The following is a 19,679-nucleotide window of genomic DNA, read 5'->3' on the forward strand; positions in this document are numbered from 1 at the left end:
ATGAATTGGCTTACGGCAGTCAAGAGGCATCCAGCCCTGTCCACGTCCAATCAGGCCTGCGCCGCAGCGCGACCATTCCCGCTTGTTTTTGGTTGTACGACGCTGTCCTGCTCGACCGGCAGAATCAGTTGATCAGGTACCGAACCGTGCCATTTTTTTGCGCATACGTAGTAAAGCGCAGCAGGCAGCACCAGGCCGATAATCCAGGAAATATCCACGTCACCCAGCGCCACTACCAGCGGACCGGTGTAGAACTTGGTGGAGATGAACGGTAACTGCACCAGTACGCCGAACACGTAGATGCTGATGCCCAGCATGTTCCAGCGGCCGTAACGACCATTGGGATCAGCCAGCGCCGGTACGTCATAGCGCTCGCGGGTGATGCAGTAATAGTCCACCAGGTTGATTGCGCTCCATGGCGTGAAGAACGCCAGCAGGAACAGGATGAAGGACTTGAACGCCCCCAGGAACGAGTGCTGACCGAGCAATGCGATCAGGGTTGCCGCACCGACAATTACCAGGACAAAAACCAAACGCTGCAAGCGGGTCACTTCCAGGCGGCCGCGGAAGCCGCTGATGATGGTCGCAATGCACATGAAGCTGCCGTACGAGTTAAGCGTGGAAATGGTGACCTTGCCGAACGCAATGCTGAAGTACAGCAGCGCAGCGGTCGCACCACTGCCGGCGAAACCCACGATGTAGGCCACTTCATGCCCGGCGTATTGGCCATTGGCGGAGGCGGCGGCAAACACACCGAGAATCATCGCCACTTGTGCGCCGATCACCGAACCTGCGCCGGCGGCGAAGAAGGTTTTCACCGAAGACGTATTGCTCGGCAGGTATCGCGAGTAGTCAGCCACATAGGGACCAAAGGCGATCTGCCAGGAGGCCGCGAGCGACACCGCCAGCAGGAAACTGCTCCAGCTGAAATGGCGAATCTGCAACAGCGCGCCCACATCCGTCTGGGTCATCAGGCGGCTGAACAGGTAAACAAAGGCAATCACGCCAATGATGCTGGCGACACGGCCAATAAAATGGATCACCCGATAGCCAAGCACCGTCACCAGCACGATGACACTGGCGAAGATGAGAATACCGAGGGTGTCGCTGACCCCGAACAACTGACCCAGCGCCTGGCCGGACAGCACTGTGCCCGTCGCGGTGAAGCCCAGGTACATCAGGCAAACCAGGACAATCGGGATAGCCGCGCCATAAACACCGAACTGCACCCGGCTGGAGATCATCTGCGGCAAGCCCAACTTGGGCCCTTGCGCCGCGTGCAACGCCATCACCCCGCCGCCGAGCAACTGACCGATAAACAAGCCGATCAACGACCAGAACACATCACCGCCCAGCACCACGGCCAGGGCCCCGGTGACAATCGCGGTGATCTGCAGATTGGCCCCCATCCACAAGGTGAACTGGCTGAAGAGACGACCGTGTCTTTCCGCTTCCGGGATGTAGTCAATCGAGCGTTTCTCGATCAACGGTTTGTTGCCTGCACGTGCGTCTTTGACAGCCATGATTCAACCTCTGTGGATTGTTATGGGAGTTGGCTTTCGCCCCCCTGTAGGAGCGAGCTTGCTCGCGATGACGGTAGATCAGTCACATTCATGCTGGATGTGCCGACGCTAACGCGAGCAAGCTCGCTCCTACAGGGAAGCGGTGTTGCGTTTACTTGCCGGTAATCATCGGCAGGTTCAGCCCTTGTTCCTTGGCGCAGTCGATGGCGATCTGGTAACCGGCATCGGCATGACGCATGACGCCGGTCGCTGGGTCGTTGTGCAGGACGCGAGCGATACGCTCGGCCGCTTCGTCAGTCCCGTCGCAGACAATCACCATGCCCGAATGCTGGGAGAAGCCCATGCCGACGCCGCCGCCGTGGTGCAGCGAAACCCAGGTCGCGCCGCTCGCGGTGTTGAGCAGGGCGTTGAGCAGTGGCCAGTCGGACACGGCATCGGAGCCGTCCTGCATCGACTCGGTTTCGCGGTTCGGGCTCGCCACCGAACCGGAGTCCAGATGGTCACGACCGATGACGATAGGCGCCGACAGCTCGCCGCTGCGTACCATTTCGTTGAATGCCAGGCCGAGCTTGGCGCGCAGGCCCAGGCCAACCCAGCAGATACGCGCCGGCAGACCCTGGAAGCTGATGCGCTCACGCGCCATGTCCAGCCAGTTGTGCAGGTGGGCGTCGTCCGGGATCAGTTCCTTGACCTTGGCGTCGGTTTTGTAGATGTCCTGTGGGTCGCCCGACAGAGCAGCCCAACGGAACGGACCGATACCGCGGCAGAACAGCGGACGGATGTAAGCAGGGACGAAACCTGGGAAGTCGAAAGCGTTTTCCACGCCTTCTTCCTGGGCCATCTGACGGATGTTGTTGCCGTAGTCGAAAGTCGGTACGCCCATTTTCTGGAAGTCCAGCATCGCCTTGACGTGTACGGCCATCGATTGCTTGGCGGCCTTGACCACGGCAGCTGGCTCGGTCTTGGCGCGAGCGCGGTATTCGTCCCAGGTCCAGCCGGCCGGCAGGTAGCCGTTGAGCGGGTCGTGGGCGCTGGTCTGGTCGGTGACCATGTCAGGACGCACGCCCCGACGTACCAGCTCCGGAAGGATTTCAGCGGCGTTCCCGCACAGGGCGATAGAGATCGCCTTGCCTTCGGCGGTGTACTTGGCAATGCGCGCCAGGGCGTCGTCGAGGTCTTTGGCTTGCTCGTCGACGTAGCGGGTTTTCAGGCGGAAATCGATGCTGATCTGCTGGCATTCGATGTTCAGCGAGCAGGCACCGGCCAGGGTTGCGGCCAGCGGCTGGGCGCCGCCCATGCCGCCCAGGCCAGCGGTCAGGACCCACTTGCCGGTCAGGTCGTCGTTGTAGTGCTGGCGACCGGCTTCGACGAAGGTTTCGTAGGTGCCCTGAACGATGCCCTGGCTGCCAATGTAGATCCAGCTCCCGGCGGTCATCTGGCCGTACATGGCCAGGCCTTTGGCATCGAGTTCGTTGAAGTGCTCCCAAGTCGCCCAGTGGGGCACCAGGTTGGAGTTGGCGATCAATACGCGCGGGGCGTTGCTGTGGGTCTTGAACACGCCGACCGGCTTGCCGGATTGCACCAGCAGGGTCTCGTCGTCATTCAGGTTGGTCAGGCTCTCGACGATCTTGTCGTAGCATTCCCAGTTACGTGCTGCCCGGCCAATACCACCGTACACCACCAATTCTTTAGGGTTCTCGGCCACTTGCGGGTCGAGGTTGTTCATCAGCATGCGCAGCGGCGCTTCGGTCAGCCAGCTCTTGGCGGTCAGCTTGTTGCCGCGCGGGGCACGGATTTCAACGTCACGGCGCTTAGTAGAAGAGGCGGTGGTAGTTTTGTTGTCAGTCACGAAAAAGACTCCTCAGCGATCAATCCAAACCAACCCTGGCAGTGGGTAAGCCAGCCTGTGCGCATCGTTGCGCCACAGGCGAATCAGGTGGACGTTGCGAGGAGTCTTAATGGACTCATACGCATACGTCTTTACTTGTACATACAAGCATATGCAATCAAGCGGCCAACTTGTTGAATGGGCATTCGAGAAAAATTCGGAAACAGCTGGAGAGTGCCTGGATCAAGGGGTCTGGCGTAGATGAAATTTTCCGGGGGGAATTTTTGCAGGAGGTGGGGTTTGTTACGGGAGCGGGGTTTTGCGCTGTGATGGGGCGTTCGGTAACAAAGTGGTGCGCAACAGGAAACGGTCTTGCTTCACTGTAGGAGCGAGCATGCTCGCGATGGTCGTCAACGATGACGCTGGCTACCTGAGACCCCGCGGTGCCTGCGACTCCATCGCGAGCATGCTCGCTCCTACAGGGGGGATGTGGTTTTAGCGTGCGGTCAGTTCGATAACGCAGCAGGCACCCTGGCTCGAGATTTCCAGCAAATCGCTGTTACCGTCCAGTTGCAGGCAATCATGTCGCGCCAGTTGCGAAACCGTGTTACCGACCTTCACCTCGAGCACTTCGCTGACACTGAACACCAGCACGGTGCCGGCTTCGCTGAAAAACCGCTGCTCCCCGTCCAGCCACTGCAACCGCGCGCGGTAACGCTTTGGTGCATAGATCAGGTTGAAATCGCGGATCGCTCCACCCAGCAAGGTGCAGGAAACATGGCTCTCACCACTGAAGGCGAACGGATCGATCGGTAACAGTGACCGTGTGTCTTGGCCATCCACCGACAAGACCATACCGTCGCCCTGCAACACGGTGATGATTCGCTCGTAACCGGCGAACATGGAGAACCCACCCGACTCGCTAATGTCGGCTATGGACAGGCGCCAGCCGAAACCATCCAGCCCAGTGCCGGCGTCGCGGGTAATCTCTTCAGTGCTGCCACCGCCGTTTTTCCACGGCATGCGCGGGTAATCCGTGGCGCGTAGAACCTTGAGCTGATTCATTTGTGAAACCGACCTTCGAGACGATGACGGGAACCGGGGTGGATCAAACGCGCAGCGGTCACGGGCTGACGACCGGACCAGGTGCGACGACGAATCAACAGGCACGGCTCGCCCTTTTCGATCTGCAACAACTTGCACTCCGATGCCTCGGCCAGGATCGCTTCGACCACGTGCTCGCCTTCGGTCAGCGGCGCAACCTGGCTGAGGTAGGCGTAAGGCGTTTGCAGGGTGAAATCCTGCTTGAGGTATTCCGGGGCCACCAGCGCGTTGACGAAACGGTCTTCGATTTGTACCGGAATATCATTTTCGAAATGCACGATCAGCGAATGAAAGACCTTTTGTCCCTCGCGCATATCCAGGGCCACGGCGCGCTCGGACCCGGCCGCCTCTTCTTCCAGGGTGATGACCGTGCAAGTGTGGCGATGGCCACGGGAGGCGATTTCGTCAGCGATGTTGTGCACTTCAAACAGGGCGGACTGGCTTTTCGGTTCGGCGACGAACGTGCCGACGCCTTGCATGCGCACCAGCAGGCCGTCGGCGGTCATCTCGCGCAATGCCCGGTTGATGGTCATGCGGCTGAAGCCAAGTTGGCTGACCAGCTCACTTTCCGACGGAACGCGATAGTGAGGCGGCCAGGCACCGCTGTCGATTTGCTGGGTAATCATCTGTTTAACGCGAGCGTACAAAGGCGCCGGACTGTCGCCCATGTTCGCGGCCAACGGAGAGACTGGAGGCGGAGTCGGCACGGTTGATCCCTGTTCATTTGATATAGGTTGCTAGCTTGCCGGAGTTTACCGGGCAGGCAAACGTCTGTATATGTATATACAAATAACACACGATGGGGTGATGAACCATGTCCGCCTTCTTTGCCGAACGCGCGCTGCTGCCTAGTGGATGGGCCAACAATGTACGTCTTGAGGTCAGCGCCGACGGCGTGCTGACCCAAATCCAGGCCGATTCCAATGCAGATGGCGCCGAAAGGCTGAGCGGCCCGCTGTTACCGGGCATGCCCAACCTGCATTCCCACGCCTTTCAGCGGGCGATGGCCGGGCTGGCGGAAGTGGCGGGTAATCCGAATGACAGCTTCTGGACCTGGCGCGACCTGATGTATCGCCTCGTCGGAAAAATCAGCCCCGAACAACTTGGCGTGATTGCCCGTCAGCTGTACATCGAAATGCTCAAGGCCGGCTACACCTCGGTCGCCGAATTTCATTACGTGCACCATGACATTGATGGCCATCCGTACGCGGACCCGGCCGAACTGGCGTTGCGCATCAGCCAGGCGGCCAGCGCCGCCGGCATCGGCCTGACCCTGCTGCCCGTGCTCTACAGCCATTCAGGTTTCGGTGGCCAGGCGCCCAACGATGGCCAACGACGATTTATCAACAGCACGGAAAACTACCTGAACCTGCAATCGCGCCTGCAACCTCTTCTGGCCCAACAGAAGGCCCAGTCGCTGGGCCTGTGCTTCCACTCGCTGCGCGCTGTGACCCCACAGCAAATCAGCGAAGTGCTGGCCGCCAGCGACCAGCGATGCCCGGTGCACATTCACATCGCCGAGCAGCAGAAGGAAGTCGATGACTGCCTGAACTGGAGCGGCCGTCGCCCCCTGCAATGGCTGTATGAGAACGTCGAGGTCGATCAGCGCTGGTGCCTGGTTCACGCCACCCACGCCAACCCGGAAGAGGTCTCGCTGATGGCCCGCAGTCGCGCCATCGCCGGCCTGTGCCTGACCACTGAAGCCAACCTTGGCGACGGGATTTTCCCGGCGGTGGATTTCCTCGCCCAGGGCGGGCGCATGGGCATCGGTTCCGACAGCCACGTGTCGTTGAGCGTGGTGGAAGAATTACGCTGGCTGGAATATGGCCAGCGTCTGCGCGATCAGCGGCGTAACCGCTTGTATGCCGCGGATCAGCCGATGGTCGGTCGCACGCTCTACGACGCGGCGTTGGAAGGCGGTGCCCAGGCGTTGGGGCAACCGATTGGCGCCCTGGAAGTGGGAAAGCGTGCGGATTGGCTGGTGCTGGATGGCAACGATCCGTACCTGGCGACAGCAAGCGGCGACGGGATTCTCAATCGCTGGCTATTCGCCGGCAGCGACCGACAGGTTCGCGATGTGCTGGTCAATGGCCAGTGGGTGGTGCGCGAGGGACGGCATGCGGGGGAAGAGGAAAGTAGCCGGGCGTTTGCCCAAGTTTTGCGTGAACTACTCGGCTGACAAAAAAACTACGCCTGTAGGAGCGAGCATGCTCGCTCCTACAGGGCAATTGCAGTTAGTTCGACGTCTTCGCCATCTGCGTATCCGTTGCCCGCCAGATCAGCCGCGTAGTGTCGTAACCCTGCTGGCGTGCCTTGCTGAGCAATTCCTCACGGACCACCCCATTGACCGTCGGAGTCCGCGACAGCAACCACAGGTAACGCCGGCTCGGATCGCCGACGATGGCCGTCTTGTAGTCATCGCTGACGAACAACACCCAATATTCGCCCTTCGCCACACCCGGGATCAGCCGCGAAAACCAGTTATCGAACTCGACCCACAGCTTGTCGGTCTTGCCGGGCACCTGTGGATAAGCCGTACCCTTGGCTTCTTCCCATTGCCAGTCCGCGGTCAGGCAACGATTGAGCACCAGGATATTGCCGTCGGGCTTGAGGGTGTAATGCGCTTCCGATTGTGCGCAGTTGCGCTGGAAGTACATCGGCAGACGCGCCAACTCGTACCAGGTCCCCTGGTACTTCTTCAGATTGACGCTATTGACGGTTTTCGGCGCCAGCGGATCTTCACCAGAGGTCGCGCAGCCAGCCAATACCAGGCTGGCAAAAAGGAGGATCAAAAACTGCTTCATTGTTTTTCTCCCGCGGGCACAGCGCCCCGGATTACTTCAGGCCTTGGCCGGAAAACATCATCACTTTGTCACCGGCGTACTGCACGCTGATAAAGCTGTTCTTGTCGCCCCAGGTGCAACTGGACAGACCAAATGCGCCTGAACAGTCGGTAGGCTTGCCCAGCAAGGTTTCTACCTCAGCCTTGGGCATGCCTGTCGACAATTTGGAGTAGTTTTCCTGATTGACCTTGCCGCACGCGACCAACAACACGCAGAACGAAAGCAGGGCGACGGAGCGCAACGACATGGTGAAACTCCTGGAGCGTAGGGGGAATGGCAGATTGCCAAGCAGAAGCTTAGAAGTGAAAATCGTTATCTGGTTCCCTCATCCCCCGTCTATTTATCGGGCCGCTCGTCTCCCTTTGTCCGAAAAATCAGCCACTTTGCGACGCCGTTGTGCATTTCGTCGGCTTTGGCCAAATGCGCCTAATCTTTGGCGCCTTTGAGTCGACATAATGACCAACGCCACGCACCATTTTGTGGCACATTGGCGCCCTCGTTGACCAGCCCTTCTGCGGTAGTTCATTTAATGACCAGAAACATCAAGTTCAGCCACAAAATTCTGTTGGCTGCTGCCCTCGTGGTGGCCGTCGCATTTGCCTGTTTCATCCTGTTCAACGACTACCGACAGCGCCAGACCCTGCGCAGCAGCACTGAAACATCGATGCAGGAACTCGGCAGCCTGACCACCAGTAACATCCAGACCTGGCTGGAAAGCCGCATCCAGTTGCTGCAATCGATGTCGCAGCAGGTTTCCGCCGACGGCAGCGCATTGAGCAGCCTGAAGCGCGTGATCGACCTGCCCGCCTACACTGGCAACTTTCAACTCAGTTACTTCGGCGGCACCGATGGCGTGATGTTCTCGGTCCCGGCGGGTAACCGTGCGGCAGATTACGACCCCCGCGCCCGTGGTTGGTACAAGGCGGCCAACACCGCACAACAGACCATCGTGACCGAACCCTACATTGCCGCTTCCTCCGGCAAGCTTGTGATTACCGTCGCCACTCCGGTACAGCGCCAAGGCCAGATGATCGGCGTCGCTGGCGCCGACATCGACCTGTCCAGCGTCAGCGCGATCATCAACTCGCTGAACTTCGGCGGACACGGCCACGCGTTCATCGTCGGCGCCGACGGCAAGATTCTCATTCACCCGGACAGCAAGCTGGTGCTCAAGAGCCTGGCCGAGGCCTATCCCAACGACACGCCAAAGGTCAGCCCAGGCATGAAAGAAGTCGAGATCGACGGCAAGCGCCAGTTCATCTCCTTCACCCACGTCAACGGCGTACCCTCGGCTGACTGGTACGTGGCCCTGGTACTCGACCAGGACACAGCGTTCGCAATGCTCAGCGAGTTCCGCACCTCGGCGTTCATCGCCATGGTGATCGCCGTGGTGATCATCATCACCTTGCTGGGCATACTGATCAGCTTTCTGATGCAACCGCTGCTGACCATGGGCCGCGCCATGCATGACATCGCCGAAGGCGAAGGCGACCTGACCAAACGCCTGACCATTCACGGCCATGACGAGTTCGGCGCGCTGGGGTTGTCGTTCAACCGCTTCGTCGAGCGCATCCACACCTCGATCCGCGAAGTGTCATCGGCCACCGGCCAGGTCAACGAAGTGGCGTTGCGGGTCGTGGCGGCCTCCAACTCGTCGATGTTCAACTCCGACCAGCAGGCCTCGCGCACCAACAGCGTCGCGGCGGCGATCAACCAGCTCGGCGCTGCCGCACAGGAAATCGCCCAAAACGCCGCCCTCGCCTCGCAGCACTCCAGCGATGCCCGCGCGCTGGCAGAAGACGGCCAGCAAACCGTGGAAAAAACCATCAGCGCCATGCATCAGCTGTCGGCGAAGATCAGTGATTCCTGCGGCAACATCGAGACGCTCAACAGCAACACCGTGAACATCGGACAGATTCTGGAAGTGATCACCAGCATCTCCCAGCAGACCAACCTGCTGGCGCTGAACGCGGCCATCGAAGCCGCCCGTGCCGGTGAAGCGGGTCGTGGCTTTGCCGTGGTCGCCGACGAAGTGCGCAACCTGGCGCACCGCACTCAGGATTCGGCGCAGCAAGTGCAGAAGATGATCGAAGAACTGCAAATCGGCGCCCGCGAAGCGGTCAGCACGATGACCGACAGCCAGCGTCAGAGCGAGAGCAGCGTCGGCATTGCCAACCAGGCCGGCGAGCGCCTGGGCAGCGTGACCCAGCGCATCGGTGAAATCGACGGAATGAACCAGTCAGTCGCCACCGCGACCGAAGAACAGACCGCCGTTGTGGAGTCGATCAACGTCGACATCAACGAGATCAACACGCTGAACCAGGAAGGGGTGGAGAACCTGCAGGCGACACTGCGTGCGTGCTCCGACCTCGAGCAGCAGGCGGCGCGGTTGAAGCATCTGGTGGGTAGCTTCCGGATCTAGGGCGCGACCACCGACGCAATCGCGAGCAGGCTCCCACAGGTTCGATGTGATCCCTGTGGGAGTGGCGGTGGGACAATATGACTTGCTCGCGATTGCGCTATCGGCGACATCAAGTCATTCAGACGCTCATTGATCAGCTTAGCCTGACACAGGACTGAATTAGGACTAAACTCAGTCCTATCTATTCCTCCGAGCACTTCATTTCATGAAACTCTCATCCCAAATCAAGCCGATCAGCTACCTTAAAAGCCATGCTGCCGAGATAGTCAAAACCATCACGGAGAGCCGCGAGCCTATGGTAATCACCCAAAACGGTGAAGCGAAACTGGTGGTCATGGATGTAAAAAGCTTTGAGGAGCAAGAAGAAACGATGGCACTGCTCAAACTCCTGGCGATGGGTAATCGGGAGATAGAGCAAGGCAACTTCCGTGATGCCGAGGATGTCTTCACTGACCTCGACAGGGCTGACAATCAATGAGTTTAAAGGTCGTCATTCTTCAGTCAGCCGAAACAGACCTCAAAGAGCTTCGTACCTACCTCACCCGACAGTTCTCGAATCAGACTTGGCAGAACACTTTTGCCAACCTGAAGACCGCTATTCGCAACCTGGGAGAACAACCCTATGCAGGGTCGACCCCCGAAGAAATCGACAAGCTCAATCTCAGTCAGTACCGACAAATTCTTGTTGGAATGAATCGAGTGATTTATGAGGTTCGCGGACAGACAGTCTTCGTTCACATCATTGTCGATACCCGAAAAAGCCTGCTTGCATTGTTGCTGAAACGGCTTGTTCAAGGGAATGCGTGAAGCTGAAGAACCTTAAAAGCGCGAACCTGGCTTATTTAAAAACAGCAACTCCTCAGCCGTAGATTCGCGCCCCAGCACCTCATTGCGATGAGGAAACCGCCCAAACTGCGCGATCACCTTCTGATGCTTCTCGGCATAGCCCAGGTAGTCGGCAAACAACGCTCGATCACTTTCCGGCTGTTGCTCCATCAGGTCGATGTAACGCGAGATGCACTCGTTCTGCACCGCCAGGTGTTCGCAGTGTTCCAATACCAGGTAGATGAACACCCGCTGGATCGGCAGCAATTGCCGGTCTAAATCCGCAGCGATACCTTGCGCCACCAGAGCCTGGGCTCTGCTGTCACCGGAAAAGGCTTTGGGGGTCTCGCGAAACAGCATGCGCGGCAATTGATCGAGCAACAGCACCAGGGCCAGCCAACCTTCAGGGCGTTGCGCCCATTCAGTCAATCCGCCGGCCAGTGCCTGCTCCACCCGTTCCCCGAAACGCTCACGCGCCTCGAGGTCCTGGCTGTCGCGCTTGCCGAACCACAACCCGCCCTTCTGCGCCGCCACTTCCTTTGCTGATTCGGATGTCCCGAACCACCATTCGAGCAACGGCTGCCAGGGCGCGGTCATGGGTTATTCCTTGTGGTAGGCCGTGGCGCGGGCCACTTCTTCTTTCGAGCCCAGGAACACCGCGCAACGCTGGTGCAGGCCTTCCGGCTGGATGTCGAGGATGCGCTGGTGGCCGTTGGTGGATGCACCACCGGCCTGCTCGACCAGGAAAGACATCGGGTTGGCTTCGTACATCAGGCGCAGTTTGCCGGGTTTGGATGGCTCACGGCTGTCACGTGGGTACATGAACAGGCCACCACGGGTCAGGATGCGGTGCACGTCCGCCACCATCGCGGCCACCCAGCGCATGTTGTAGTTTTTCTTCAGAGGACCTTCTTCGCCCGCCAGCAACTCGTCGACGTAGCGTTGCACGGGGGCTTCCCAGTGACGCTGGTTGGACATGTTGATGGCAAATTCCTGGGTGGACTCAGGAATGGTGATGTTTTCGTGGGTCAGGACGAAGCTGCCCATTTCACGGTCCAGGGTGAAGCCCTTCACGCCATCGCCCAGGGTCAGCACCAGCATGGTCTGCGGACCATAGATCGCGTAGCCGGCAGCGACCTGCTGGGTGCCTGGCTGCAAGAAGGCCTTTTCATTCAAGGCTTCGTTTTGGCTCAGGTATTCGCTCGGGCAACGCAAAACCGAGAAGATGGTGCCGACCGGAGCGTTGATGTCGATGTTCGACGAACCGTCCAGCGGGTCGAACACCAGCAGGTAGGCGCCTTTCGGGTATTTGCCAGGGATCTGGTAGGCATTGTCCATTTCTTCGGACGCCATGCCGGCCAGGTGACCGCCCCATTCGTTGGCTTCGAGCAGGATCTCGTTGGAGATCACATCGAGTTTTTTCTGCACTTCGCCTTGGACGTTTTCAGTGCCCATGCTACCTAGAACACCACCCAGGGCGCCTTTGGACACGGCGTGGCTGATCTCCTTGCAGGCACGCGCCACCACTTCGATCAGGAAGCGCAGATCGGCAGGAGTGTTGTTGCTGCGGGTCTGCTCAATCAAATAGCGACTCAGGGTAACGCGGGACATGGACGGCTCCGGAGAATGGGGGGGCTAAAAACCCGCGCAGTTTAGCGCGAGTCGAGGCGCATTTCCTCCTATCAGACGTGATACGCCCAATAGAGTTCATGCGCGGGGTTTAGCGTAGTTCGAATCCGGCATTTTCACTGGCCGATATGCCCTCATCGCTGTAGGAGCGGGCTTGCCCGCGATCGGTACGCAGCACCGACTTTAAGAACTGGCCGGAGGCTTGCGCAACAAACTGAACGCCATCGCCCCCAGGAACAACACGCTGAGCAGCAACACCGCCCACAAACCGAATTTCTTCCAATCGGTGTCCGAGGTCGCCGCGCCCACAGCCGTTGAGGCGGGTGTGCTCACCACCTCGGCATCCACCGTCGCCCGCCCCAGCGCTGCCCACTTCGCCGCACTGTAATCGGGAATCAGCGTGGTCAACGGCAGGTTCGCCGTCTTCGCCGTCGCGTTACCCACCGCCAGGGTATAAGGCCCGGCACCACGGGCGAGGAACACCAGTTGCGTGGCGCGTACGGCAAATTTCACGTTCGGCGCCTGTTCACCGAGGCCACCGCCCCGCTCGTCCACCGTCAATTTCAACTGCTGTACGGTTCGCCCCGGCAACTGCAATTCGTTCTGCACCACCTCCTGGCCGTTCTGCGTCAGGCGATAGAGCAAGCCACCGCCAAGCGGCTGCCATGGCCGCCGACTGTCCAGCCGTCCAGCCAGGGTCGCCGGCGCCAAGCTGTTCGGCTGGTCCAGCTCGACCTGCAAGCGTTCGACATTCACGCCCATCGGCAATTGCCAAGTGTATTCGCCGGCCTTCTCGCGGGTGCCCGCCAAGGACTGCGACCACATCAACGGCAACGACAGGCTGCTCGAGGTTGCGCTTTGCAGTTGCGCCGAGGTCAGCGTGGGTGCCGAACTCGGCGTGCTCCACAACAGGCGCAGGTAACGCGCCGATTGACCCGGCAAACCCACTTCATGCTGCTCGACCCGCTCGTCAGCAAACGTCAGCCGCGCCACCTGCCCCTCACCCCAGGACTGCCAATGCTGCAGGTCGTCGCTGGCTTCAATGCTGAAACGTTGGAAACCGTCGCGCTCGCTGGTCCAGTCAAGAATCAACTGCTGCAACGGCGCCTTGAGCGCACTGGCATCGAGCAGCCAGCCGCGCAGCACTTCTTCACCGGCTTCCAGCTGACTCGATGGCTGCACCTCGACCAACGCGCCATTGGCATTCGATTGCACCCGCACACTCGGCGCGCGCTCGTTGTCGTCCGCATCGTTGTACAACGGAAACCACTTCACGTCGGTCAAGAGACGGGTTTCCCCTGCCTGGGCGTTTTCCCGCGCCAGCGCATAGGCCTGTGGCTCGCCGTTCGCGTTGAACACCCGCACGTCGCTCAGGTCGGTCTGCCGCGCGCTCAGCTGCACGGCCAGAGGCAATTCGAGGCGATACCACGGGCCCTCGCCGCTCAGCGTCAAGGGTAACTGCGTGGCAAAGTCCGACGGCTGTTCCAGCGCGTTGACCGAAAAAGCGAGCCCCATGGCAAAAGCGCCTGACCAGACCCGGTTCAACTTCTGACTCAAGACGACACTCCTTCGGTTTGCGGGGCAGGTTTTTCAGGGTCCGGCGCAGCCTCGGCACGTTTGGGCGGCAACGGGGCGAAATAGCCCACGACCAACAGCAATACACCGACGCCGATGAACGAGACGATCCGGGCAAGTCCGCCACGGTTGCTCAATTCGACAAGGAACAGTTTTGCGACCACCACGCCGATCAACGCCGCACCAATCAGCCAGACCTCGCGACGTCGGCGCAGGTGGCCGCCGATCATCAGGCTCAGGGCCATCAGGGTCCAGATGATCGACAGGCCAGCCTGTACCTGCATCGACGCAAGCAGCGAATCCAGCTCGAACGGGACGCCACCCCAATGGTGCGCGGTGCGGTTCACCAGCGCGGTGAAAAACGCGAACAGCAAGATGCCAACGGTCAGTGGCGTGGCGCGATCAATAACGTCCTTGTTCAGAGCACATTGCGTCGCCGCACTGCGGGCCCACACATAAATGCCGAACAACGAAAACAGCAGACCCAACTCCAGAGGATTGAGCAACGGCACGTAGGGCAACGGATCGGCAGCGCCGCTGCTGAAGCAGTTCGCCAGCCAGAACCAACCGAGCATCAGCAATGCCAGCGGCGCCGCCGCATAAAGCCTGTACTCACGCGGATATGCAGCCACCGGCCAAGGCCAGTTGCGGGGACTGGCCATCAACACCAGGTACAGGCTCGGCAGAATCGCCCAACCCAGCCAGCGCCAGGCGTTGTACTGCTCGGAAAGCAGCAACATACCGAAACGCAATTCCAGCGCCAGCACGCCGATCAACAACCAGCAACCGAGCACGTGGGCAACGCTCAAGACCCGCACCGAGAGCATCGGCGCCAATCGGCGCAACGAGATCAAGTGCACGACGAACACCGCCGCCCAGGCCAGCCAGCCGAAGTTGGCTGCCGGGTGATAACGCGAGTGCCACGCGGCGAGCAACACCCATCCTGCCGTCGGTATCAGCGCCGCGCAGAGCAAACCCAGCGCCGGCCATTTCAGGCGCACCGCAAACACCGTCCACAGGGCTGCGCTCAACGCCGCCACCGTCAGCAACAAGACGGTTTGGGCCTCGAATGAGGCGAACCGCAGTACTTCGCTGCCCCATGCCAGCGCCCACCAAGTCGCGCCCCAGACCAGCAGCCCATCGGACAGACGCTGGTTCAACAGCGCAACCGGACGGTCTTGCTGCAAGCGCCAGGCCCCGAGTAAACCTGCCAGACCCAACACCAAAGGCGTCCAGAATCGGTAATGCGCCAACGGCCGCACGCCTTCGCTGGACAGCGATGCGAGAAAGTCCGAGCCAGCCACCAGGAACAACCCACCACCCAGCAACTGCACGGCAAACCCGCTGAGCGCGAAGGTGCGAGATTGCAGATGCAGCCCCATAAATATCGTCGCCGTACCGGCCAGCGCCCAGGCGATCGCGGTGCCGTATACGAGAAAGAACAAAGGCGCCAGCAGATAGAGAAAGGCCAGCCCCAGACATGCCAACACCGGCAGTGCCCGACGCTCCCAGGACGAGGCAACATCTGGCGGGGCCTTGCGCAACTGGTAGAAGCTGAACAACAAGGCCACGCCGAGCAGCAACGCGCCCAGCGGTGCACCTGTGACCAGGCTGAAGTCGCCGGCCCGCAGTTCGCCGACGAACGCCAGCGCCGCGCCCACTTGCAGCAGCAACGCGAAGGCACGGGCCAATGACCGTTTCTGCCGCAGGCCGAGCCAGAAAATACCCGCACCTTCAACGGCCCAGGCGGCGGTCGTCCAGCGCGCATCGAGCCCCAGCGGAATCGCCAGGCTGGTGAAAATCACGCCCAGCGCGAGGCAGGTTTCCCCCAACAGCATCGTGCGCCCGCTGAACAACGCCCGCGCCAACGCCATGTACACAACGCCGAGCGCCAAAGCGCTGAATGCGGCGGCGAAAGGCAGATGCTGCACCAATGCGAACTGTAAGCCGAAGCCCACCAGCGGTGGACCAAACAGCAGCGTGCCGTCGACGTAGTCGCCTCTGCGCGCCGACCAATGCAGCAGCGCCTCGCGGTTATCGTCTTCCGGTGCGTCGCCCATTTCCCGTAACTTGCGCCGCGCGAACAACAGGCCGATGGCCAGGTACATGAGGAAAAACAGGATCAGGAACGGTTCGGTGCTCCACAACAGTTCCGGTGTATAGGACCGCAGGCCCCAGGTGAAGCCGATGCCAAAGGTGCCGACAAAGCCGATCACGTTGAGGGGGCGCCACGCCTTGAACCAGGCAATGCCAAGGATGCCGGCGTTGAGCAGGGCGAAATAACTGAACAGCGCGACATGGCTGCCAGCGCCGGTGGACGTGAGGATCGGCGCGGCGAAACCGCCCAGTGCAGCGGCGCAGGCCAGCGCCAGGGAATCCTGGGTGATGGCCAAAATAGCCGAGAACACCGTCACCGCCACCAGCAGGCCGAGCGCTGCGGTGGGGTCCAGCAACGGGTGCAGGCGCATCGCGGCAAACACCGTCAGGTACAACACGCCAATCCCGGTGCCTTGCAGCATCAACGCATAGTTGCGATTGCGTTGGCGCAGCCACCAACCCAGCCCGAGCAAGGCCAATGCGGCGGCCGCTACCCCGGCGTAACGCAGCTCAAGCGGCACCACCATGCCTTCAGTGGCGTAACGCAACAGAAACGCCAGGCCGAAAAACAACAGAACCACGCCAACGCGCAGCACCGTGTTACCGCCCAGCAACCAATTACGCGCACCGGCAAGGGCACGCTCGATGACGTTCGGACCACGGTCAGCGACAGGCTCGCGCACGGGTGGCTCGGCTGTCCAGGCATCGTCGGACAGTGGCTGACGAGGTTGTGATAGGGGCTCAGGCTCAGGCTCAGGCGGAAGCTCCCACACCAATTCAGGTGTCGCGACGGATGCTTCCTCAAGCGAGAGCTCAAGGGAAGAATTCGACTCCCTGGCCAAGGGTTGATCAACCGCTGGCTGCGGCACTTCGACACCCGTGGTTTCCAGCACCGCCAGACGTTGTTGAACCGCATTCAACGCTGCCTGCGCCTGCTCCAACAGCACGCGCTGTTCAGCGGCTTGCGAGCCCAGACGGGCGATACGAATGGCCTGGCCAATTCCCAACCCGAACAGCGCGCCCAATAGCGCGTCACTGAACGACTCGTCGAGCATCCAGCCCAGCACGAGCCCAATCAACATGAACATCCATTGCATGGTCGATATCCCTAAGCAGCCCCGATGTGGGGCGAATCCGGGCGAAGTGGCATTGGCCAGAGTCTAGCCTGCCGCCCGGTTTAACCGCTGCCTAGTATATCGATCAGGCCCGTTGACCACCGGGCCTGCCTCGCAATTATTGCTCAAAGTTACTCCAGGGCTTTCCAAATGTCCGTGGCGTACTCGCGAATGGTCCGATCGGAAGAGAACCAGCCCATCCGCGCGGTGTTCAACACTGCCGAACGCCACCAGGCATTGGTGTCATGCCAATGGGCTTCAACACGCATTTGGGCATCCCAGTAGGCATCGAAGTCCGCGCAGACCAGGAAGCGGTCATGCTCAATCAACGAATCAATCAAGCCGGTATAACGCGACGGATCATCCGGCGAGAACACACCGCCGCGAATCGCTTGCAGCACATCACCCAAGCGATGGGACGCGGCAATATCCGGCGTGGCGTTGAACTCGTGATTCTGCTTGCGCGCCTCCACTTGCTGCGCGCTGAGGCCGAAGATGAACATATGCTCGGCACCGATGCGCTCGCACATCTCCACGTTGGCGCCGTCCAGGGTGCCGATGGTCAGCGCGCCGTTGAGGCCAAATTTCATGTTGCTGGTCCCGGACGCTTCGAAACCGGCGGTGGAAATCTGCTCCGACAAATCCGCCGCCGGAATGATGCTTTCTGCCAGGCTGACGTTGTAGTTGGGCAGGAATACCACCTTGAGCAAGCCGCGCACGGTTGGGTCGTTGTTGACCACCCGGGCGATGTCGTTGGTCAGTTTGATAATCAGTTTGGCCTGGTGATAACTGGCCGCTGCCTTGCCAGCAAAGATCTTCACTCGGGGCACCCAGTCGACTTCCGGCTCGGCGCGAATGGCCTGATACAGCGCGACGGTGTGCAACAGATTGAGCAACTGACGTTTGTATTCGTGAATGCGTTTGACCTGCACGTCGAACATCGCCGCCGGATTGATTGCTACCCCTAACCGCTCGTGAATAAGGTACGCCAGGGCTTTTTTGCTGTGCAGGCGCTGTTCGGCGAAAGCCTTGCGAAATGCCGACTTCTCGGCGAACGGCTCCAGGTCCTGCAAGCGTTCTTCCGGGTGATCGAGCAGGTCCGCGCCAAGCGCATCGACCAGCATCGACGTCAGTTCCGAGTTGGCCTGATAGAGCCAGCGGCGGAAGGTGATGCCGTTGGTCTTGTTGTTGATCCGCGTCGGATAGAGTTTATGCAGCTCGGAAAACACGGTTTTGCGCATCAATTGCGTGTGCAGACCGGACACCCCGTTGACGCTGTGGGAGCCGAGAAACGCAAGGTTGCCCATGCGAACGCGCCGACCGTTGTCTTCCTCGATCAGCGACACCGCGCGCAACACGTCGAAATCATGGATGCCCTTGGCACGCAGCGAGTCGATGTGCTGGGCGTTGATCAGGTAAATGATCTGCATGTGCCGTGGCAGCATGCGCTCCATCAGGCCGACCGGCCAGGTTTCCAGTGCTTCCGGGAAGAAGTGTGTGGTTGGTGTAGGAAAGCGTGTCGACGGTCACCTGCCATGCAGCATCCCAGGCGACATCATAGACATCCACCAACTGACGCATCAGCTCGGCCACGGCAATCGAGGGGTGCGTGTCGTTGAGCTGGATCGACGCATGATCGCCCAGGGTCAGCACCGAGGTGTGCATGTTGCGATGACGCCGCAGCAGATCCTGCAGGGAAGCGGCAACGAAGAAATACTCCTGGCGCAGGCGCAGCTCTTGGCCAGCTTCAGTGCTGTCCGCTGGGTAGAGCACACGGGAAATGCTTTCCGCACGCGCCACTTCAGCGACCGCACCCAGGTGGTCGCCAGCATTGAAGCGCTCCAGATGCAGGTCTTCGACGGCCCGGGCCCGCCACAAGCGCAGGGTGTTGACGCTCGCCCCACGCCAGCCGACCACCGGGGTGTCGTAGGCAATGGCGCGCACGGTTTCGCCCGGCGACCACACCTGCTTGGACTTGCCTGTTTCATCAGTGACGGTTTCGACGCTGCCGCCGAAACCAATCGGGTACACCACCTCCGGGCGCTCGAACTCCCAGGGGTTGCCGAAATCCAGCCAGTGCTCGGTCTGCTCCTGCTGCCAGCCATCGACGATCGCCTGGCGGAACAAACCGTGCTCGTAACGAATGCCGTAGCCGTGGCCGGCAATGCCCAGGCTCGACATGCTTTCCATGAAGCACGCCGCCAGCCGACCGAGACCGCCGTTGCCCAGTGCGGCGTCGGGCTCCAGCAGGCGGATACGCTCCAGGTCGACACCCAGTTCGGTCAGGGCCTCGCGGGCGACATCCAGCAGGCCGAGATTGCTCAGGCTGTCGTAGAGCAGCCGGCCGATGAGAAATTCCAGGGAGAGGTAGTAAACCCGCTTCTGACCTTTGCGGTAGATCTGCCGGGTGTGGTCCATCCAGTGCTCGACCATGTGATCGCGCGCCGCCAGCGCAATGGCTTCGAACCAGTCGTGGTCGAAGGCGTGATCCGGGTCTTTGCCCACCGCATAAGTGAGCTTGGTCAAGACGGCGTCGCGAAATGCGGCCACCTCTGCTTCGCGAACAAGTGGTTCTTGAGTCATCGATAGGACCTCGAGCGAGCGGGAATTGTTGAGCCTAGACGGTCTGACAAACGGCAGAGGCTCTGGTTCGGCAGTTTTTTCCTGGAAGCGTGAGATAGCTCGGCATTACTTTGTCATGTACCTGAATGAATGCAG

The 19,679-nt window shown here is 60.3% G+C and carries 14 protein-coding genes and 2 pseudogenes; 5 read left to right on the top strand and 11 right to left on the bottom strand.

Annotation, left to right across the window (positions count from 1 at the left end):
• Positions 1-50: 50 nt before the first annotated feature.
• From AB4N64_RS23270 to hutC, 4 genes are all read right to left on the bottom strand, one after another.
• A complete protein-coding gene (locus AB4N64_RS23270; protein ID WP_460118892.1) occupies positions 51-1,523 on the bottom strand; it encodes a purine-cytosine permease family protein in 1,473 nt (490 codons plus the stop codon).
• Positions 1,524-1,674: 151 nt separating this feature from the next.
• Entirely contained in the window at positions 1,675-3,372 is a 1,698-nt protein-coding gene (hutU, locus tag AB4N64_RS23275) for a urocanate hydratase (RefSeq protein ID WP_460118894.1), read from the bottom strand.
• 474 nt (positions 3,373-3,846) lie between these two features.
• On the bottom strand, positions 3,847-4,416 hold the full coding sequence (locus tag AB4N64_RS23280; RefSeq protein WP_460118896.1) for a HutD/Ves family protein: 570 nt from the start codon (positions 4,414-4,416) through the stop codon (positions 3,847-3,849).
• Positions 4,413-5,123, bottom strand: coding sequence for a histidine utilization repressor (hutC, locus tag AB4N64_RS23285; RefSeq protein ID WP_460126849.1), 711 nt, complete (start codon positions 5,121-5,123; stop codon positions 4,413-4,415). Before hutC ends, AB4N64_RS23280 begins: the two co-directional genes overlap by 4 nt.
• 146 nt (positions 5,124-5,269) lie before the next feature.
• On the opposite strand from hutC, the gene AB4N64_RS23290 reads away from it, so the two are divergent.
• Complete coding sequence (locus AB4N64_RS23290; RefSeq protein WP_460118897.1) at positions 5,270-6,634, top strand: formimidoylglutamate deiminase; 1,365 nt, start codon at positions 5,270-5,272, stop codon at positions 6,632-6,634.
• Positions 6,635-6,689: 55 nt separating this feature from the next.
• On the opposite strand, the gene AB4N64_RS23295 is transcribed toward AB4N64_RS23290, so the two are convergent.
• Positions 6,690-7,259 (bottom strand): lipocalin family protein, encoded by a 570-nt coding sequence (locus AB4N64_RS23295; RefSeq protein WP_460118899.1) that lies wholly within the window; start codon positions 7,257-7,259, stop codon positions 6,690-6,692.
• 31 nt (positions 7,260-7,290) lie between these two features.
• The gene (locus AB4N64_RS23300) at positions 7,291-7,545 is read right to left on the bottom strand and encodes a hypothetical protein (protein WP_460118901.1); all 255 of its coding nucleotides are present in this window, start codon (positions 7,543-7,545) and stop codon (positions 7,291-7,293) included.
• Positions 7,546-7,827: 282 nt separating this feature from the next.
• Between AB4N64_RS23300 and AB4N64_RS23305 the strand changes: the two are divergent.
• From AB4N64_RS23305 to AB4N64_RS23320, 4 genes and pseudogenes are all read left to right on the top strand, one after another.
• Positions 7,828-8,862: pseudogene (locus AB4N64_RS23305) on the top strand (HAMP domain-containing protein); the annotation flags it as partial.
• A 93-nt stretch (positions 8,863-8,955) separates the two neighbouring features.
• Entirely contained in the window at positions 8,956-9,720 is a 765-nt protein-coding gene (locus AB4N64_RS23310) for a methyl-accepting chemotaxis protein (protein WP_460126851.1), read from the top strand.
• 205 nt (positions 9,721-9,925) lie between these two features.
• On the top strand, positions 9,926-10,198 hold the full coding sequence (locus tag AB4N64_RS23315; protein WP_460118903.1) for a type II toxin-antitoxin system Phd/YefM family antitoxin: 273 nt from the start codon (positions 9,926-9,928) through the stop codon (positions 10,196-10,198).
• Positions 10,195-10,527, top strand: coding sequence for a type II toxin-antitoxin system RelE/ParE family toxin (locus AB4N64_RS23320; protein WP_460118905.1), 333 nt, complete (start codon positions 10,195-10,197; stop codon positions 10,525-10,527). The genes AB4N64_RS23315 and AB4N64_RS23320 overlap by 4 nt, the downstream gene beginning before the upstream one ends.
• Before the next feature lie 12 nt (positions 10,528-10,539).
• On the opposite strand, the gene AB4N64_RS23325 is transcribed toward AB4N64_RS23320, so the two are convergent.
• From AB4N64_RS23325 to AB4N64_RS23345, 5 genes and pseudogenes are all read right to left on the bottom strand, one after another.
• Positions 10,540-11,142, bottom strand: coding sequence for a DUF924 family protein (locus tag AB4N64_RS23325; protein WP_460118907.1), 603 nt, complete (start codon positions 11,140-11,142; stop codon positions 10,540-10,542).
• 3 nt (positions 11,143-11,145) lie between these two features.
• Positions 11,146-12,156: a class 1 fructose-bisphosphatase gene (locus AB4N64_RS23330; protein ID WP_460118909.1), complete on the bottom strand. Its 1,011-nt coding sequence runs from the start codon at positions 12,154-12,156 to the stop codon at positions 11,146-11,148.
• A 201-nt stretch (positions 12,157-12,357) separates the two neighbouring features.
• Positions 12,358-13,731, bottom strand: coding sequence for a DUF3999 domain-containing protein (locus AB4N64_RS23335; RefSeq protein WP_460118911.1), 1,374 nt, complete (start codon positions 13,729-13,731; stop codon positions 12,358-12,360).
• On the bottom strand, positions 13,728-16,943 hold the full coding sequence (locus AB4N64_RS23340; protein WP_460118912.1) for a DUF2339 domain-containing protein: 3,216 nt from the start codon (positions 16,941-16,943) through the stop codon (positions 13,728-13,730). The genes AB4N64_RS23335 and AB4N64_RS23340 overlap by 4 nt, the downstream gene beginning before the upstream one ends.
• A gap of 149 nt (positions 16,944-17,092) precedes the next feature.
• Positions 17,093-19,544: pseudogene (locus tag AB4N64_RS23345) on the bottom strand (glycogen/starch/alpha-glucan phosphorylase).
• Positions 19,545-19,679: the final 135 nt, after the last annotated feature.

The organism is Pseudomonas sp. S2_C03, from assembly GCF_054668405.1.

Excerpts from the sequence above, each read along its gene's own strand:
- AB4N64_RS23270 (WP_460118892.1), bottom strand. The coding sequence starts at position 1,523 with ATGGCTGTCAAAGACGCACGTGCAGGCAACAAACCGTTGATCGAGAAA.
- AB4N64_RS23280 (WP_460118896.1), bottom strand. The coding sequence starts at position 4,416 with ATGAATCAGCTCAAGGTTCTACGCGCCACGGATTACCCGCGCATGCCG.
- hutC (WP_460126849.1), bottom strand. The coding sequence starts at position 5,123 with ATGGGCGACAGTCCGGCGCCTTTGTACGCTCGCGTTAAACAGATGATT.
- AB4N64_RS23290 (WP_460118897.1), top strand. The coding sequence starts at position 5,270 with ATGTCCGCCTTCTTTGCCGAACGCGCGCTGCTGCCTAGTGGATGGGCC.
- AB4N64_RS23295 (WP_460118899.1), bottom strand. The coding sequence starts at position 7,259 with ATGAAGCAGTTTTTGATCCTCCTTTTTGCCAGCCTGGTATTGGCTGGC.
- AB4N64_RS23300 (WP_460118901.1), bottom strand. The coding sequence starts at position 7,545 with ATGTCGTTGCGCTCCGTCGCCCTGCTTTCGTTCTGCGTGTTGTTGGTC.
- AB4N64_RS23310 (WP_460126851.1), top strand. The coding sequence starts at position 8,956 with ATGTTCAACTCCGACCAGCAGGCCTCGCGCACCAACAGCGTCGCGGCG.
- AB4N64_RS23315 (WP_460118903.1), top strand. The coding sequence starts at position 9,926 with ATGAAACTCTCATCCCAAATCAAGCCGATCAGCTACCTTAAAAGCCAT.
- AB4N64_RS23320 (WP_460118905.1), top strand. The coding sequence starts at position 10,195 with ATGAGTTTAAAGGTCGTCATTCTTCAGTCAGCCGAAACAGACCTCAAA.
- AB4N64_RS23325 (WP_460118907.1), bottom strand. The coding sequence starts at position 11,142 with ATGACCGCGCCCTGGCAGCCGTTGCTCGAATGGTGGTTCGGGACATCC.
- AB4N64_RS23330 (WP_460118909.1), bottom strand. The coding sequence starts at position 12,156 with ATGTCCCGCGTTACCCTGAGTCGCTATTTGATTGAGCAGACCCGCAGC.
- AB4N64_RS23340 (WP_460118912.1), bottom strand. The coding sequence starts at position 16,943 with ATGCAATGGATGTTCATGTTGATTGGGCTCGTGCTGGGCTGGATGCTC.